The sequence below is a fragment of the Pseudomonas sp. RIT778 genome (assembly GCF_019718735.1).
Taxonomy (GTDB): Bacteria; Pseudomonadota; Gammaproteobacteria; order Pseudomonadales; family Pseudomonadaceae; genus Aquipseudomonas; species Aquipseudomonas aphyarum.
Genome location: NZ_JAIHBA010000051.1, coordinates 1 through 14,250, shown reverse-complemented (window position 1 = coordinate 14,250; position 14,250 = coordinate 1). Strand labels below are relative to the sequence as shown.

The 14,250-nt window shown below is 63.4% G+C and carries 12 protein-coding genes; 7 read left to right on the top strand and 5 right to left on the bottom strand.

Going from position 1 to position 14,250, the window contains the following annotated elements:
• Positions 1-71: 71 nt before the first annotated feature.
• Positions 72-1,799 (bottom strand): ShlB/FhaC/HecB family hemolysin secretion/activation protein, encoded by a 1,728-nt coding sequence (locus K5E37_RS27530; RefSeq protein WP_221535654.1) that lies wholly within the window; start codon positions 1,797-1,799, stop codon positions 72-74.
• Positions 1,800-2,230: 431 nt separating this feature from the next.
• Here K5E37_RS27530 and K5E37_RS27525 point away from each other — a divergent pair, with 431 nt between their 5' ends.
• Together K5E37_RS27525 and K5E37_RS27520 are read left to right on the top strand one after the other, a co-directional pair.
• A complete protein-coding gene (locus K5E37_RS27525; RefSeq protein ID WP_221535653.1) occupies positions 2,231-3,352 on the top strand; it encodes an HlyD family secretion protein in 1,122 nt (373 codons plus the stop codon).
• Positions 3,349-4,941, top strand: coding sequence for a DHA2 family efflux MFS transporter permease subunit (locus tag K5E37_RS27520; RefSeq protein WP_221535652.1), 1,593 nt, complete (start codon positions 3,349-3,351; stop codon positions 4,939-4,941). The genes K5E37_RS27525 and K5E37_RS27520 overlap by 4 nt, the downstream gene beginning before the upstream one ends.
• A gap of 4 nt (positions 4,942-4,945) precedes the next feature.
• Here K5E37_RS27520 and K5E37_RS27515 read toward each other — a convergent pair whose 3' ends face one another.
• Entirely contained in the window at positions 4,946-5,386 is a 441-nt protein-coding gene (locus tag K5E37_RS27515; RefSeq protein ID WP_074689185.1) for a carboxymuconolactone decarboxylase family protein, read from the bottom strand.
• A gap of 240 nt (positions 5,387-5,626) precedes the next feature.
• Here K5E37_RS27515 and K5E37_RS27510 point away from each other — a divergent pair, with 240 nt between their 5' ends.
• The 4 genes from K5E37_RS27510 (at position 5,627) to K5E37_RS27495 (ending at position 10,003) form a co-directional block, all read left to right on the top strand.
• Positions 5,627-6,133 carry a sigma-70 family RNA polymerase sigma factor gene (locus tag K5E37_RS27510; protein ID WP_102688577.1) on the top strand — a complete coding sequence of 169 codons (507 nt, stop codon included), beginning with the start codon at positions 5,627-5,629 and terminating at the stop codon, positions 6,131-6,133.
• A complete protein-coding gene (locus K5E37_RS27505; RefSeq protein WP_221535651.1) occupies positions 6,133-7,092 on the top strand; it encodes a FecR domain-containing protein in 960 nt (319 codons plus the stop codon). The genes K5E37_RS27510 and K5E37_RS27505 overlap by 1 nt, the downstream gene beginning before the upstream one ends.
• A gap of 99 nt (positions 7,093-7,191) precedes the next feature.
• On the top strand, positions 7,192-9,621 hold the full coding sequence (locus K5E37_RS27500; RefSeq protein WP_221535650.1) for a TonB-dependent receptor: 2,430 nt from the start codon (positions 7,192-7,194) through the stop codon (positions 9,619-9,621).
• Between the two features lie 82 nt (positions 9,622-9,703).
• Positions 9,704-10,003, top strand: a complete 300-nt coding sequence (locus tag K5E37_RS27495; protein WP_221535649.1) for a hypothetical protein — start codon at positions 9,704-9,706, stop codon at positions 10,001-10,003.
• Positions 10,004-10,065: 62 nt separating this feature from the next.
• On the opposite strand, the gene K5E37_RS27490 is transcribed toward K5E37_RS27495, so the two are convergent.
• The 3 genes from K5E37_RS27490 to K5E37_RS27480 form a co-directional block, all read right to left on the bottom strand.
• Entirely contained in the window at positions 10,066-11,637 is a 1,572-nt protein-coding gene (locus K5E37_RS27490; RefSeq protein WP_221535648.1) for a GGDEF domain-containing protein, read from the bottom strand.
• A 188-nt stretch (positions 11,638-11,825) separates the two neighbouring features.
• Entirely contained in the window at positions 11,826-12,599 is a 774-nt protein-coding gene (locus K5E37_RS27485) for an aldolase (protein ID WP_221535647.1), read from the bottom strand.
• A gap of 15 nt (positions 12,600-12,614) precedes the next feature.
• Positions 12,615-13,319 carry a haloacid dehalogenase type II gene (locus K5E37_RS27480; protein ID WP_221535646.1) on the bottom strand — a complete coding sequence of 235 codons (705 nt, stop codon included), beginning with the start codon at positions 13,317-13,319 and terminating at the stop codon, positions 12,615-12,617.
• A 110-nt stretch (positions 13,320-13,429) separates the two neighbouring features.
• On the opposite strand from K5E37_RS27480, the gene K5E37_RS27475 reads away from it, so the two are divergent.
• Positions 13,430-14,250 (top strand): LysR substrate-binding domain-containing protein (locus K5E37_RS27475; RefSeq protein ID WP_221535645.1); only part of this gene is annotated, 821 nt, incomplete at its 3' end.

Genomic DNA, 14,250 nt, shown 5'->3' with positions numbered 1-14,250 from the left:
CATCACGTTGCGCGTTGAGTTGAAGGCCACGGCTGTCGCGCTCAGGTCCGATGGCTGTTGTTCACTGACGTTCATATCTGTAATCCGACCCGCATCAGCCAGGTTTCAGGCTCGCGGTGCAGGCCGGTTGGGGTGTTCAGACTGCGTTGGTAATCGACATCCACTTGCAGGTTTTTCCAGCCCAGATTGAGGCCGATGCTGGCGCCGCTCAGGCGTTGAACCGGGGCGCCGTGATCGGCCTTGATCCAGCCGTGGTCGAGGCCGACGCGCGGGGTGAGCTGCACCGGCAAATCGGTGCGCAGCGGCAGGCGCAAGGTATTGCGCCAGATCGCGCCGCTGGCGCCGGACGCGCTGCTGACCCGATAACCGCGCACGGCGGAATCGTCGGTGCCGAGCAGTTGTTCGATGGCTGGCAGCGGATCGGGGCTGTACTGCAAATTGAGCTGGCTCTGCCATTGCCAGGCTTGCGCGCCGAGCTGGCCGTTGCGCCACTGGCTGAGGCCGGCGCGGTATTTGCGAAACTGCGCCTTGGGCAAGTTCTTGACCTGGCGATCGGCATCGTCGTCGGCACCGAACCCGCTTAAACCCTGGGCGTAATTCACGTCGAGGTTCCACACCGCGCGGTCGAGCCAGAACAGATTGAGCCCGGCCTCGGCCACGGTCAGGGTCGGGCTCTGAATGCCGAGGCGGACGTTTTCCAGATAGCTGTCGACGTCCTTGTGCGCCAGTTGCAGGTTGGCGCTGAGCTGATGACTCTGGTCGCGCCACAACACACGGTCGGCGCGCAGGCTGAGCTGATCGGTGATGCCGGTGCTGTGGAAAGTCAGCGTGCTGAGCTTGAACGGCGCGCGGTATTCAGCGTGGCTGGCGAAGGTGCTGAACGTCCAGTAACCGTAGGGAATCGCGTAATAGAGGCTGGCGTTGCGGCTGTAGCGGTCGCCCTGATTGAGGGTGTCGCTGGCGCTGAGGCTCAACAGATCGTTGAGTTCGAGCGGGCTGTCGAGGGTCAGGCTCAACGTGTCGCGATCACGACCGGTGCTGGCGCTGCCGAGGTTGTCCGCGCCCAGGCTCAAGCTCCAGCGCGACTGCCCGGAGGTACGCGAACGCAGGATGATTTTTGACGCACCGGGCTGGCTGCCGGGGGCGATGTCGGCGGTCAAATCGATTGAGCGCAGACGGTTCAACTGATCCAGTCCCTGCTCCAGATCCCGCAGGTTCAGCGGCTTGCCGAGCATTCCGGGGAACGCGCCACCGAGGGAAACCGGCAGGCTCTGGTCCGCCAGTTCGATGGACTCGATGTAGCCTTCGTCGATCAGGATATCCAGCGATTGCCCCGCCACTGGCGCACTGCTCAAGTACGGCCGACTTGCGATGTAGCCCTTCTCCACGTACAGCGCGGTGATGGTCGCCAACAGATGGTTGATTTGGCCGACGCCCATGCATGGCGCCAACAGCGGTTTGATGCGGGCGTTGAGTTTGTCTTTATCGATCAGCGTGACGCCGCCGATGCGCGTGCCGCTCAAGGGCCAGCAGCGTTCGTCGGGTTTGATCGATTCAGGAATGGCCGGAGTGGCAGGCGTCGGGCCGAACGCGCCGCGCTCCAGTTGGCGCTTGCGCTGTTCGAGTTGCAGCTGTTGCAGATCGCGCTGTTGCAGTTGTTGCTGGCGCAGCACTTCCTGGCCAGGGGCTGGAGTTTCGGCGGCGAGAACGCTGGGCGCACACACACTCAACAACAAGGCCGACAACAGCGGGCGAGGCAGGGAACGACTACGAGAAACAGCGCAAAGCGAATACGGCACTCAACATCCTTGCAATCAACTGGCTTAATGCCACCCCATCAATAGCGGTGATAGTCAGAGCCTTCCTACACAATTGCAAGACGCTTCCTACGCTGCTTACATTTCTTAAACAAATGCCCTTTTAGCGCGGATCGCCAGCGATAACGCCAGCAAGTTGCAGATCATCAGGGTTTCCCCGAGGGCCTGAGACCTCGTGGCTAACACCAATCCACCGCTCATAAAACAGCCTTGGCATCGTGCCGTTGTTGCTCGATCGATTGATCGTGGCAGTCGCAGCGTCGTTTCGACCACGCTCCAATCCCTGAGGCTCTTGCGCAATTAATCGGACATCTGAAGCAACTGACGACCGGCGATAAAAATCAATTGCCACAAAATATTACTCGCGTCATATTACAGCCGTAATAACGATCCGTTTTCCCAGGTATTACGCCATGACCAGCATGCCCACCGTAGAACCCGATCTCGCCGTTCCGGTCAGCGCCCCCAAACCTCCCTTGCTCAAACGCCTGCTGTTGCCCACTGCGGGGCTGGCCGCGCTGGTGTTCGCCGGGCTGTACGCCGTGCATTGGTGGGGCGCCGGGCGTTTTCTCGAGGAGACCGACGATGCCTACATTGGCGGCGACGTGACGGTGATCGGGCCGAAGGTCGCCGGTTACATCGAGGAAGTGCTGGTCAGCGACAACCAGAAGGTGAAGGCCGGCGACGTGCTGATTCGCCTCGACGCGCGCGACTACCGCGCCAATCTGGCCAAGGCCGAAGGCGCGGTCGCCGCCGAGGAAGCGCTGCTGGCCAACCTCGACGCCACCGAACAATTGCAGCAAGCGGTGATCGGTCAGGCCCGCGCCGGCATTGATGCCGCCAGCGCCGAAACCGCCCGTTCGCGGGACGACAACGCCCGCTACAAGCGTCTGGTGACCACCAATGCAGTCTCGGTGGAAAGCGCGCAACGGGCCGATGCCACCTTCAAGACCGCGCAAGCCTTGAGCGCCAAAGCCCAGGCCGAACTGCTGGCCGCGCAACGCCAGGTCACCGTGATCGAAACCCAGAAACAACAGGCCCGCGCCGCCCTCCAGCAAGCCCGGGCCGAGCGTGATCTGGCGCAACTCAACCTCGGCTACACCGAACTGCGTGCCCCGGTCGACGGGGTGATCGGCAACCGCCGCGCGCGGGTCGGCGCCTATGCGCAGGCCGGTTCGCAACAGTTGTCGGTGGTGCCGGCCAGCGGTCTGTGGGTCGATGCCAACTTCAAGGAAGACCAACTGGCGCGGATGAAACCCGGCCAGCGCGTGAGCATCCGCGCCGATGTTTTATCAGGCCAAGAATTCCACGGTCGCCTCGACAGCCTCGCCCCGGCCACCGGTTCGCAGTTCAGCGTGCTACCGCCGGAAAACGCCACCGGCAACTTCACCAAAATCGTTCAGCGCGTGCCGGTGCGGATCCTGCTCGACCCGGCCGACGGCGTGCTCGGCCACCTGCGTCCGGGACTGTCGGTGACCGCTGAAGTCGACACCCGCGCCCAACCTGAAACCACCGCCGTGGCCAGCGCGCCATGAGCACCGCCCTCACCGCCTCCGCGCAGCCATTCAATGCCGCCGACATGACGACGGCGACCAAAGTGTTCGCCTTCGCCACGATGTGCATCGGCATGTTCATCGCGTTGCTGGACATCCAGATCGTCTCGGCCTCGCTGCGCGATATCGGCGGCGGGTTGTCCGCCGGCACTGATGAAACGGCGTGGGTGCAGACCAGTTACCTGATCGCCGAAATCATCGTGATTCCGTTGTCGGGCTGGCTGTCGCGCGTGTTTTCCACACGCTGGCTGTTCTGCGCTTCGGCGGTCGGCTTCACCCTCGCCAGCCTGCTCTGCGGTATCGCCTGGAACATCCAGAGCATGATCGCCTTTCGCGCGCTGCAAGGGTTTCTCGGTGGGTCGATGATTCCGCTGGTGTTCACCACGGCGTTCTTTTTCTTCACCGGCAAACAGCGAGTGATTGCTGCCGCGACCATCGGCGCCGTGGCGTCGCTGGCACCAACGCTGGGCCCGGTGATCGGCGGCTGGATCACCGACATTTCGTCCTGGCACTGGCTGTTCTACATCAACCTGGTGCCGGGGGTTTTCGTCGCCGTGGCAGTGCCGTTGCTGGTCAAGATCGATCAGCCGGAACTGTCGCTGCTCAAGGGCGCGGATTATCTGAGCATTGTGTTTCTGGCGCTGTTTCTCGGCTGCCTGGAATACACCCTCGAAGAAGGCCCGCGCTGGAACTGGTTCAGCGATCAAACGATTCTGACCACCGCGTGGATCAGTGGCCTCGCCGGGCTGGCCTTCATCGGCCGCACGTTGCACGTGGCCAATCCGATCGTAGACCTGCGCGCGCTCAAGGATCGCAACTTCGCCCTCGGCTGCTTCTTTTCCTTCGTCACCGGGATCGGCCTGTTCGCGACGATTTACCTGACGCCGCTGTTTCTCGGCCGGGTGCGCGGCTACGGCGCGCTAGATATTGGTCTGGCAGTTTTCTCCACCGGGGTATTCCAGATCATGGCGATTCCGCTGTACGCCTTTCTGGCCAATCGCATCGATCTGCGCTGGATCATGATGGCGGGCCTGGCGTTATTCGCGTTGTCGATGTGGGAATTCAGTCCGATCACCCACGACTGGGGCGCCGGAGAATTGATGCTGCCGCAAGCGCTGCGCGGGATTGCCCAGCAACTGGCGGTGCCGCCGGCGGTGACGTTGACGCTCGGTGGGCTTGCACCCGCGCGGCTGAAGCATGCATCGGGCCTGTTCAACCTGATGCGCAATCTGGGCGGTGCCATAGGGATTGCCGCGTGCGCAACCATTCTCAACGACCGCACCAACCTGCACTTCACCCGGTTGGCGGAGCATCTGAACAGCAGCAACGAAGCGGTGAATCAGTGGCTGGCCCAGGTCGGCGGCAACTTTGCCGCGCTGGGTCAGAGCGGCGATGTCGGCCTCACCGCCAGCCTGCGTCAGCTATGGCTGCTGACCTACCGTGAAGCGCAGACGCAAACCTACGGCGACACGTTCCTGATGATCATGGTGTGCTTCGGCATCGCCACGGCGATGGTGCCCTTGATGCGCAAGGTGCAACCACCGGCCGCGCCGAGTGCCGATGCACATTGATCGATCAGGCTTGCGGGGTTTTACGAAAGCCCACGGCCAGACGGTTCCAGCTGTTGATGGTGCTGATTGCGACGCTCAGGTCGACCATTTCTTTGGGCGAGAACTGGGCGGCGACCGCTTCGTAGTCTTCGTCCGGGGCGTGGGTCAGGCTCAGTTGAGTCAGGGTTTCGGTCCACAGCAGCGCGGCGCGTTCACGTTCGGTGAAGAACGGCGCCTCACGCCACGCGGTCACGGCGAACAACCGGCGCGGGGTTTCGCCGCCCTTGATCGCATCGGCGGTGTGCATGTCGATGCAGAACGCGCAGCCGTTGATCTGCGAAGCGCGCAGCTTGACCAGTTCGATCAGGGTCTTTTCCAGCGGCAGTTTCGAGACGGCGGTTTCCAGGGCGATCATCGCTTTAAGGGCATCTGGGGACGCGGTGTAGAAATCGATACGAGGTTTCATGGCGACTCTCCGGGGCAAGTGAATGTGTGGCTACGTTAGTCCCGGTGCCGGGCCAGGCAAATAGCCAATCTCCCGGAAGACGGGTAGGCCACTCCTCTGGCGTCAGAAAAGAAAGTGTTGCGGGGCAATTGCCAGTGCTCGTTCTGTGCCACTAGAATGCGATCAATTCTTAATTGCACCGCTTTCGCACTCATGATCGCACCCTTGGCAACGGACGCCCGAAACGAGTATCTGCCCTTCATGTCGTCCCTTGATCAGCCGTTGAATCAGCAAGTCCAGACGCTCTACAGCGAACACCACGGGTGGCTGCAGGGCTGGCTGCAGCGCAAGTTGGGCAATCGCTGCGATGCGGCCGACCTGGCGCACGATACGTTCCTGCGCCTGCTCACCCGTCAGGTGATCAAGCCACTGGGCAGCGAGCCCCGGGCGCTGTTGACGCACATCGCCAAAGGTCTGGTGATCGACCGCTGGCGGCGCCAGGACCTGGAGCGCGCGTACCTGGAAACCATCGCGCACCTGCCCGCCGCCGAAGTGCCGTCGCCGGAAACCCGCTACCTGATTCTCGAAACCCTGTGGCGCATCGAAGCGCTGCTGCGCGAACTGCCGGAACAGACCCGCGAGACCTTCCTGCTGTCGCAGATCGAAGGCCTGACCTACGCGCAGATCGCCACGCGCCTGAATGTTTCGCTGATCACCGTCAAACGCCACATGCGTGCCGCGTTCATTGCCTGCCTGAGTGTCGCCTGATGAATTCGTCGATGATCAATCCGCAGATTCTCGGCGAAGCCGCCGACTGGCTGGTGCAACTGCATTCCGGCACCGCGACCCCGTCCGACCATCAGGCCATCGCCCAATGGCGCACCCGCAGCGCCGAGCACGCCATCGCCTGGCAACGGGCCGAAGCACTGCTGGGGGATTTGCGCAGCGTGCCGGCCAACGTCGCGATCCAGACCTTGAAACGCGCGTCCCGCAAAGAAGGCCTGAGCCGTCGCCAGACCCTCACCCGCCTCGGCTTGCTGTTGATGGCCGGGCCGCTGGGCATGGCTTCGCAGCATGTGCCGTGGGAGCAATGGACCGCCGACCAGCGCACCGCCGTCGGCGAGCAGAAGAACCTGCAATTGCCGGACGGTACTCAACTGGTGCTCAACACCGACAGCGCCGTGGACATCGCTTTCAGCCCGGTGGAGCGCCGCGTCCTGCTGCTCAACGGCGAAGTGCTGATCAACACCGCCGCAGATGCCAGCGCCCGTCCGTTCATTGTCGAAACCCCGCAGGGTGTGGCCCGCGCGCTGGGCACGCGATTCTGCGTACGCACCGAGGGTTCGCGCAGCCAGGTGTCGGTGCTCGAAGGCCAGGTTCAGATCACCCCGCAACTGCTCAAGCAGAGTGCGATTCTCAAGGCCGGTGAGCGCCAGCGCTTCAAGCTCAACAGTTTCGACAGCGCCGAAACCTTCGACACCGCGTCCCTGGCCTGGGACAGAGGCATGCTGCTGGCCAGCAACATGCGTCTCGACGAATTGCTCGGCGAACTGAGCCGCTATCGCCGCGGCGTGCTGCGTTGTCATCCGGACGTGGCGGCGATGCGCGTGTCCGGGGCGTTTTCCCTGCGCGACACCGACGCCAGCCTGAGTTTGCTCAGCGATACGTTGCCGCTGAACATCAACAGCCTGACCCGCTATTGGCTGTCGGTGGAGCCCCGTGTCTGAGCCCTCGGAAAATATTTTCAATATTCGCTGATACCTTTTCGCGACTCGTCCGGTGAGTGGATAGACCTTTCAATTCCACGCCCCCGACAGGTACACCGAATGACCGCAATGCCATCGCCCCGCCCCGCCACCTTTGCGCTCAAGGCCCTGAACCTGAGCCTGGCCCTGGCCTTCAGCGCACTGCTGCCAACCGCCGCCCACGCCGCCGACAGCGTCAGTGAAAGCGCCAGCCGCAGCGTCAACATCGGCCCCGGCCTGCTCAGCCATGTGCTGGCGCAATTTGCGGTCAGCGTCGGCGTGCCGCTGTCGTTCGATCCGGCGCAACTGGGCAATCGCCAGAGCCCGGGCCTGCAAGGCAGCTACACCGCGCAGAGCGGTTTTGCGCGGTTGCTGGAAGGCAGCGGTTTCGAGCTGATCAGCACCGGCCACAACGGTTACACCGTGGCCCCGAAAGTCGCGGCGGACGGTGCGCTGGAACTCGGCGCCACCAACGTCAGCGCGCTGCATGATGACAGCGGCGACACCTACGGCGGCGAACAGGTCGCCCGCCGCGCGCAGATCGGCATGCTCGGCAACCAGGAGGTCAACGACCTGCCCTTCAGCGTCACCAGCTACACCGCCAAGACCATGGCCGATCAGCAGGCCCAGACCGTCGGCGATGTGTTGCTCAACGACGCTTCGGTGCGCCAGTCCAACGGCTTCGGCAACTTCTCGCAGATGTTCATGATCCGCGGCCTGCCGCTGGCCTCCGATGACATTTCCTATAACGGCCTCTATGGCGTGCTGCCCCGACAGATCATCGCCGTCGAAGCGCTGGACCGGGTGGAACTGTTCAAGGGCCCGAACGCCTTCGTCAACGGCGTGACCCCGAGCGGCAGCGGCATCGGTGGCGGGATCAACCTGCAACCCAAACGCGCGATGGACACGCCGACCCGCAGCGTCACCCTCGACTACAGCGCCGACGGCCGGGTCGGCGGGCATCTGGATCTGGGCCAGCGCTTTGGCGAGGACAACCGCTTCGGCGCGCGGGTCAACCTGATGCAGCGCGAAGGCGACACCGCCGTCGATGACGAAGACCAGCGCTCGTCGCTGTTCAGCGTTGGCCTGGACTATCGCGGCGATCGCCTGCGGGTCTCGACCGATTTCGGTTATCAGAAGCAGGTGATCAACCAGGGTCGCTCGGTGATCTATGTCGATTCGAGCCTGACCAAAGCCCCCAAGGTGCCGCACGCCAACGCCAGCTACGCCCAGAGTTGGAGCTATTCGCAACTCGAAGACACCTTCGGCATGGCCCGCGCCGAATACGACCTGAACGACAACTGGACCGCCTACGTGTCCGGCGGCGCCAAGCACACCCGCGAGAACGGCGTGTACTCTTCGCTGACCGTCACCGACCTCAACGGCAATGCCCGTGGCGGCATGCTCTATTCGCCCCACGACGAAGACAACCAAAGCGCCATGGCCGGGCTCAACGGCCGCTTCGACACCGGCCCCGTCTCGCACCAGTTGAACCTCGGCTGGGCGGGCATCTGGGGCGAGCAGCGCTCGGCGTTCGAAACCATTGGCACCGCCGGGCGCTACAGCACCAACCTGTACAACGTCACCGACAAGCCGCGTCCGGCGCCCACCTCATTTGCCAGCGACATCAACGACCCGCGCATCACCGGCAAGAACATCCTGCGCAGCGAGGCGATTTCCGACACCCTGGGCTTCGTCGATGACCGCATCCTGCTGACCCTCGGCGTGCGTCGCCAGGCACTGAAAGTCGACGGCTGGAGCACCGCCACCGGCGCCCGCACTTCGAGTTATGAAGAGTCGATCACCACCCCGGTCTACGGCCTGGTGATCAAACCGTGGGAGCACGTGTCGTTCTACGCCAACCGCATCGAAGGCCTGGCCAAGGGCCCGACGCCACCAACCACGGCGATCAACCGCGACGAAACCTTTGCCCCGGTGCGCAGCAAGCAGATCGAAGCCGGCGTGCGCCTGGACATGGGCAGCTACGGCGCCAACCTCGGCGTCTATCGCATCGAGCAACCGTCGAGCTACACCCAGGACGGAATCTTCCGGGTCGACGGCCAGCAGACCAACAAAGGCGTGGAACTCAACGTCTACGGCGAACCGCTCGACGGTCTGCGCCTGCTCAGCGGCGCGACGCTGATGAAGACTGAACTGGAAGGCAGCAGCAACGGCGTGAATGACGGCAACCGCGCCGTCGGGGTGCCGCGCTTCCAGTTCAACCTCGGCGCCGACTGGGACATTCCGGGCCTCGAAGGCGCGGCCCTCAGCGCGCGGATGTTGCGCACCGGCGGCCAGTACCTGAACGCGGCCAACACCCAGAGCATTCCGGCGTGGAACCGCTTCGACCTCGGTTCACGTTATGCCTTCAAACTGGATGAAAAGCAGATCACCCTGCGGGCCAATCTGGAGAACGTCGCCAACGAAGCCTATTGGGCCTCGGCCAACGGCGGTTACCTGACCCAGGGCACGCCGCGCACGCTGAAGGTTTCGGCGACTGTGGACTTCTAAAAAACCGCTCGTCACTCGGCCGGCACCAAGCCTTGTGCGCGTCAGACCAATATCAGGTAGATCCCCTTTCCGGAGACAGACCATGATGACGCGCACATTGACCTCAATTTTGTTGGCAGGCTTGTTGGCCGCCGCCTCTACCGCCAGTTTTGCCGCCAACGATGGCGCCGATGCCACGGGCACCAAGTCCGGCGCCACCAGCGGCTCGACCCAGCCACCAAACAGCACGCCCGGCGCACCTTCGGGTGGCAGCACTTCCGATGGCATGGGCAAAGGCACCGGCGCCAACGGCGGCGCCAGCGGTTCAGGCTCAGGGGCTGGCGGCGGGACCGGTTCGGCCGGCGGCGGGACTGGCGGCGCCGGTGGTGGCACCGGCAGCTGAACGAACAAGAGCAGGCCGTGGTAAGTGCCATGGCCTGTGTCTGAACCCGACCGCGTTTTTTGTCAGCGATCCGAGCGCAGCAATTCGCCGAGGCCGACGTCCATCGACAACACGGCCGCGCGATTGCGGCCGGCGTTTTTGGCCTGATACAGCGCCGCATCGGCGCGCTGGATGAACAGCTCAGGGCTGTCGTTGCCCAGCGGAATAAACGAATAGCAGCCCAGGCTCACCGTCAGATAACCGGTGGGAGAGCCGCTGTGGGTGATGTGTTTGTCCATGACGCTACGGCGAATCTGCCCGGCAATCGCCAGCGCGCCGTTGATGTCGGTGTCCGGCAGCAACACCGCGAACTCCTCACCGCCATAGCGCACCGCCAGATCGGATTTGCGCTGACAGCAGTTTTTCACCACCTGCGCGACCTGCGTCAGGCAATGGTCGCCGGCCACATGGCCGTAGGCGTCGTTGTAACGTTTGAAGAAATCGATATCGAGCATGATCAGGCTGACCGGGCTCGACTGCCGCGCGCCCCGGGCAAACTCCACTTCCAGCGAGCGCTCGAACAGGCGCCGGTTGGCCAAGCCGGTGAGGCTGTCGTGGGTGGCGATCTGCTCCAGCGCCCGCTGGGCCTTGCGCAGGTTTTTCTCGATCCGCTCACCATCGCGCACCTGATGAATGAACACCCAGCCGAACAGCCCCACGCCGAGCATCACCAGCGCCACGATCACGCTGGACTGGAACGCCCGGTCATGCCAGCCCTGAAGAATCGTGTCCCGCGATGAAGAGGCGGACACCACCAGCGGATAACTTTCCAGCTGCCGATAGCCATAAAGGCGCGTCACACCGTCGACCACCGAATCGATCATCGCGGTGCCGGCGGAGGCGTTGGGCAGCAGCTTCTGATAGATCTCGCCCTTGGCCAGCGAAGTTCCGATCAGGGCCTCGTCGAACGGCCGACGGGCGAGCAAGGTGCCATCGGTCAGGCCGAGGAACATGGTGCCGTTGTCGTCCAGGCTGAAGCTTTTGAAGAACTTGTCGAAGTACGACATCTTGATTCCGGCCAGCAAAACGCCCTGGAAATTGCCGGCGCGGTCGTTGACCCGTTTCGAGATCGGGATGATCCACTCGCCGTTCTCGCGGCTGCGGATCGCCGGGCCGATGTGCGCCACACCCGACACGTTCTGCTGGTGAAACTTGAAGTACTCGCGATCCGCCACACCATTGCCGCGCGGCAGATCCGGGAACGAGGTAATCACCCACTGCCCTTCGCGGTCGAACAGGAACATGCCGTGCAACTGCTCCAGTTGCTGCACCCGCCGCGCGAGGGTTTTCTGCAAACGCGGCTTCTGCGCCGCGCCGTAGCCGTCGTCCTGAATCCAGTCGACCAGGCTGGTCATCACCAGATCCGCCGCCAGAAAGGTGTCCTCGGCCTGCTGCGCCATCGCCCGGGTCAGATTGGCCGAGGACACTTGCGCACTCGCCAGATCCTGACGCCGTGACTGTTCGATCTGCAAATACAGCAAACCGGACAGGCACAGACACACGGCAACGATGAACAACACCGCCGCCTTGCGCAGGGGCAAACGCTTGAGAGTGCCGCCGGGGGCCTGGTGCGGATCGTGAATGGGGATAGGCAAAAGCGTGTCCTGGGCAGGTACGACAGGGGCAAAGGCCCGAAACCCTTGTTTTTTGTGAGCGTAGCCCACCGGGTTGTGTGGGGCAACCAAGTGCCACCGCGACAATCCCGACCCTGTTGCTATCGGCGCGCAGGCCAAATGGATGACCTGCGACACAAATTATTTTTACCTGCCCGTTTTTGCCGGCATCAACCCTGACGGGCCAACCGCCGCATTGCACTGTGCAGATGCGCCCGCGCACTTTCCGGATCGCCCTCGCGCATCTGCTCGTACGCCCGTTGCGCAATCGCGTGCGGCACCGGTTTCAACACCCGTTGCGTGGCCATCGCCAGCAGTTGCACTTGCGCGGCACGTTCCAGGTAATACAGATCGTCCCAGGCTTCGGCGATGGTCGGCGCGGCGACAATCACCCCGTGATTCTTAAGGAACAGAATGTCGGCCTCGCCCATGACCCCGGCAATCCGCTCGCCTTCGCGCTCATCCAGCGCCAGCCCGTTGTAATGCTCGTCCACCGCCGTGCGCCCGTAGAACTTCAGCGCGGTCTGACTCAGCCACAACAGCGGCGGCCCCTCCAGCAGGCACAACGCCGTCGCGTTCGGCATGTGCGTGTGGAACGCGACTTTTACTCGGGGCAGTCGCTGATGCAGGCGCGCGTGAATATAGAAAGCGGTGGCCTCCGGCTGGCCCTCGCCGTCCACCACGTTGCCGTCGAAGTCGCAGACCAGCAGGTTGTGTGCCGTGACTTCGGAAAACGCATAGCCGTACGGATTGACCAGAAACAGGTCAGCGTGCCCCGGCAACATCGCCGAAAAGTGATTGCAGATCCCCTCCTCCAAGCCGTGCAGCGCCGCCAGTTGAAAGCACGCTGCCAGTTCGTGGCGGGCGGTAATGATGGCTTCGCTGTCGAGGTTCAACGAGCCGCAGCGCGTGGGTCGGGCGCTGCCGGTCAGGGTGTGGGCCATGGCGAAACTCCTCTATTACCAGCCAAGGGACGCGAACAGCGGCAGCACTTCGTCTAGCGTGTTGAGGATCGCGTCGGGCCGATAGTCCGGCAGCAACTGACGACCGGTGCCACGGTCGATCCATACGCAGCGAAAATGCATGTCGCGGGCCGCCGTGTGATCGAGCATCGGGCTGGCGCAGATGTGCACCACCTGATCGCGGCTGACGCCCAATTGCTCATGAGCGTAGTCGAACAGCCGGGGCGCCGGTTTGTAGGCGCCGGCCTGTTGCGCGGTGATTACCCGGTCGATGTGGCCACCGAGTTGAGCGACGTTGCCGGCGATGATGTCGTCATCGGTGTTGGAGACGATGCACAGCTTGAAACCCTTGGCCTTGAGCTGCGCGAGGGTCTCGACGACTTCGGGAAACGGCGGCATCTGCGGAATCGCGGCGGCCAGGCGCTGACTGTCTTCGCTGGCACTCGTCAGGCCCAGTTCCTCCAGCGCCAGTTGCAGGCCGAGAGTGCTGAGTTCTCGAAACGAGCGGTGCGGCGGCGTCTGTTCCAGGCGATGTTCGTGGCGGTCGTAAACCTCGATCAGGCGCCCGGCGTCGACCCGGTGCTCGCCCTTCTCGCTCAGGATCCGCTCGGCCACGGCGCGCAGGCCTTCGTCCCATTGAATCAAGGTGCCGTAGCAATCGAAGGTCAGCCATTGCGGGCGCGGTGTGTTGATCAAGGTCATGGAAGCATTCCTCTGCAAGTGAGGGCTTCAGCTTATGAACTCGGAGTGATAGTGTGAAATTAAATAAATAGCCAACCGTCAGTTGCCAAACAAATATCGAGACCGCCGCCATGCTGGATCTGGAACTGCTGAGAACCTTCGTCTGCGTGGTCGATGAAGGCAGCTTCACCCGCGCCGCCGAACGCGTCCACCGCACCCAATCCACGGTCAGCCAACAGGTACGCAAACTGGAAGAAATGGTCGGCCACGCCCTCCTGTTGCGCGACCGCACCGGGCAGAATGTCAGCGTCACCGAGCACGGCGAACTGCTGATCCACTACGCCCGCCGTCTGCTGGCCTTGTCCGCTGAGGCCAGCGAAGCCCTGGCCAGCGATCTGGACCTGGAAATCCTGCGCATCGGCATGCCGGAAGACTTCGACGCCCGACGCATGGCGCTGATCCTCGCCGGCTTCACCCGCAGCCACCCGCAAGCGCGACTGGAAACCGTCAGCGGCATGAGCCTCGACCTGAGGCAACGCCTCGACAGCGGCGAAATCGACATCGCCCTGATCAAACGCGAACCTGACAGCGGTCCCGCCTGGGCGACCTGGCCGGAACGACTTGTTTGGGTCAAAGGCGTGGAGTTCGACTCATCCACTGGCGTCTTGCCGCTGGCGCTGTTTCCTCAGGGCTGCCTGTACCGACAACGGGCAATCCGCCTGCTCGACGTGGCGCAACGCCCATGGCGCGTGGCTTTCGGCAGCCACAGCCTGACCGGCATTCAAGCGGCGGTCGCATCCGGGCTCGGGGTTTCGGTGCTGCCGGCGTCGGCGGTGTTGCCGGAGCATCGGGTGTGCACGGACTTGCCGCCGCTGCCGCCGACGGAGCTGGCGCTGGTCAGCCGCGAGGGGGGGTTGAGTGGATTGCAGCGGGGGTTGGTGGAGTTTTTGCG

Excerpts from the sequence above, each read along its gene's own strand:
- K5E37_RS27525 (WP_221535653.1), top strand. The coding sequence starts at position 2,231 with ATGACCAGCATGCCCACCGTAGAACCCGATCTCGCCGTTCCGGTCAGC.
- K5E37_RS27520 (WP_221535652.1), top strand. The coding sequence starts at position 3,349 with ATGAGCACCGCCCTCACCGCCTCCGCGCAGCCATTCAATGCCGCCGAC.
- K5E37_RS27515 (WP_074689185.1), bottom strand. The coding sequence starts at position 5,386 with ATGAAACCTCGTATCGATTTCTACACCGCGTCCCCAGATGCCCTTAAA.
- K5E37_RS27510 (WP_102688577.1), top strand. The coding sequence starts at position 5,627 with ATGTCGTCCCTTGATCAGCCGTTGAATCAGCAAGTCCAGACGCTCTAC.
- K5E37_RS27505 (WP_221535651.1), top strand. The coding sequence starts at position 6,133 with ATGAATTCGTCGATGATCAATCCGCAGATTCTCGGCGAAGCCGCCGAC.
- K5E37_RS27500 (WP_221535650.1), top strand. The coding sequence starts at position 7,192 with ATGACCGCAATGCCATCGCCCCGCCCCGCCACCTTTGCGCTCAAGGCC.
- K5E37_RS27495 (WP_221535649.1), top strand. The coding sequence starts at position 9,704 with ATGATGACGCGCACATTGACCTCAATTTTGTTGGCAGGCTTGTTGGCC.
- K5E37_RS27485 (WP_221535647.1), bottom strand. The coding sequence starts at position 12,599 with ATGGCCCACACCCTGACCGGCAGCGCCCGACCCACGCGCTGCGGCTCG.
- K5E37_RS27480 (WP_221535646.1), bottom strand. The coding sequence starts at position 13,319 with ATGACCTTGATCAACACACCGCGCCCGCAATGGCTGACCTTCGATTGC.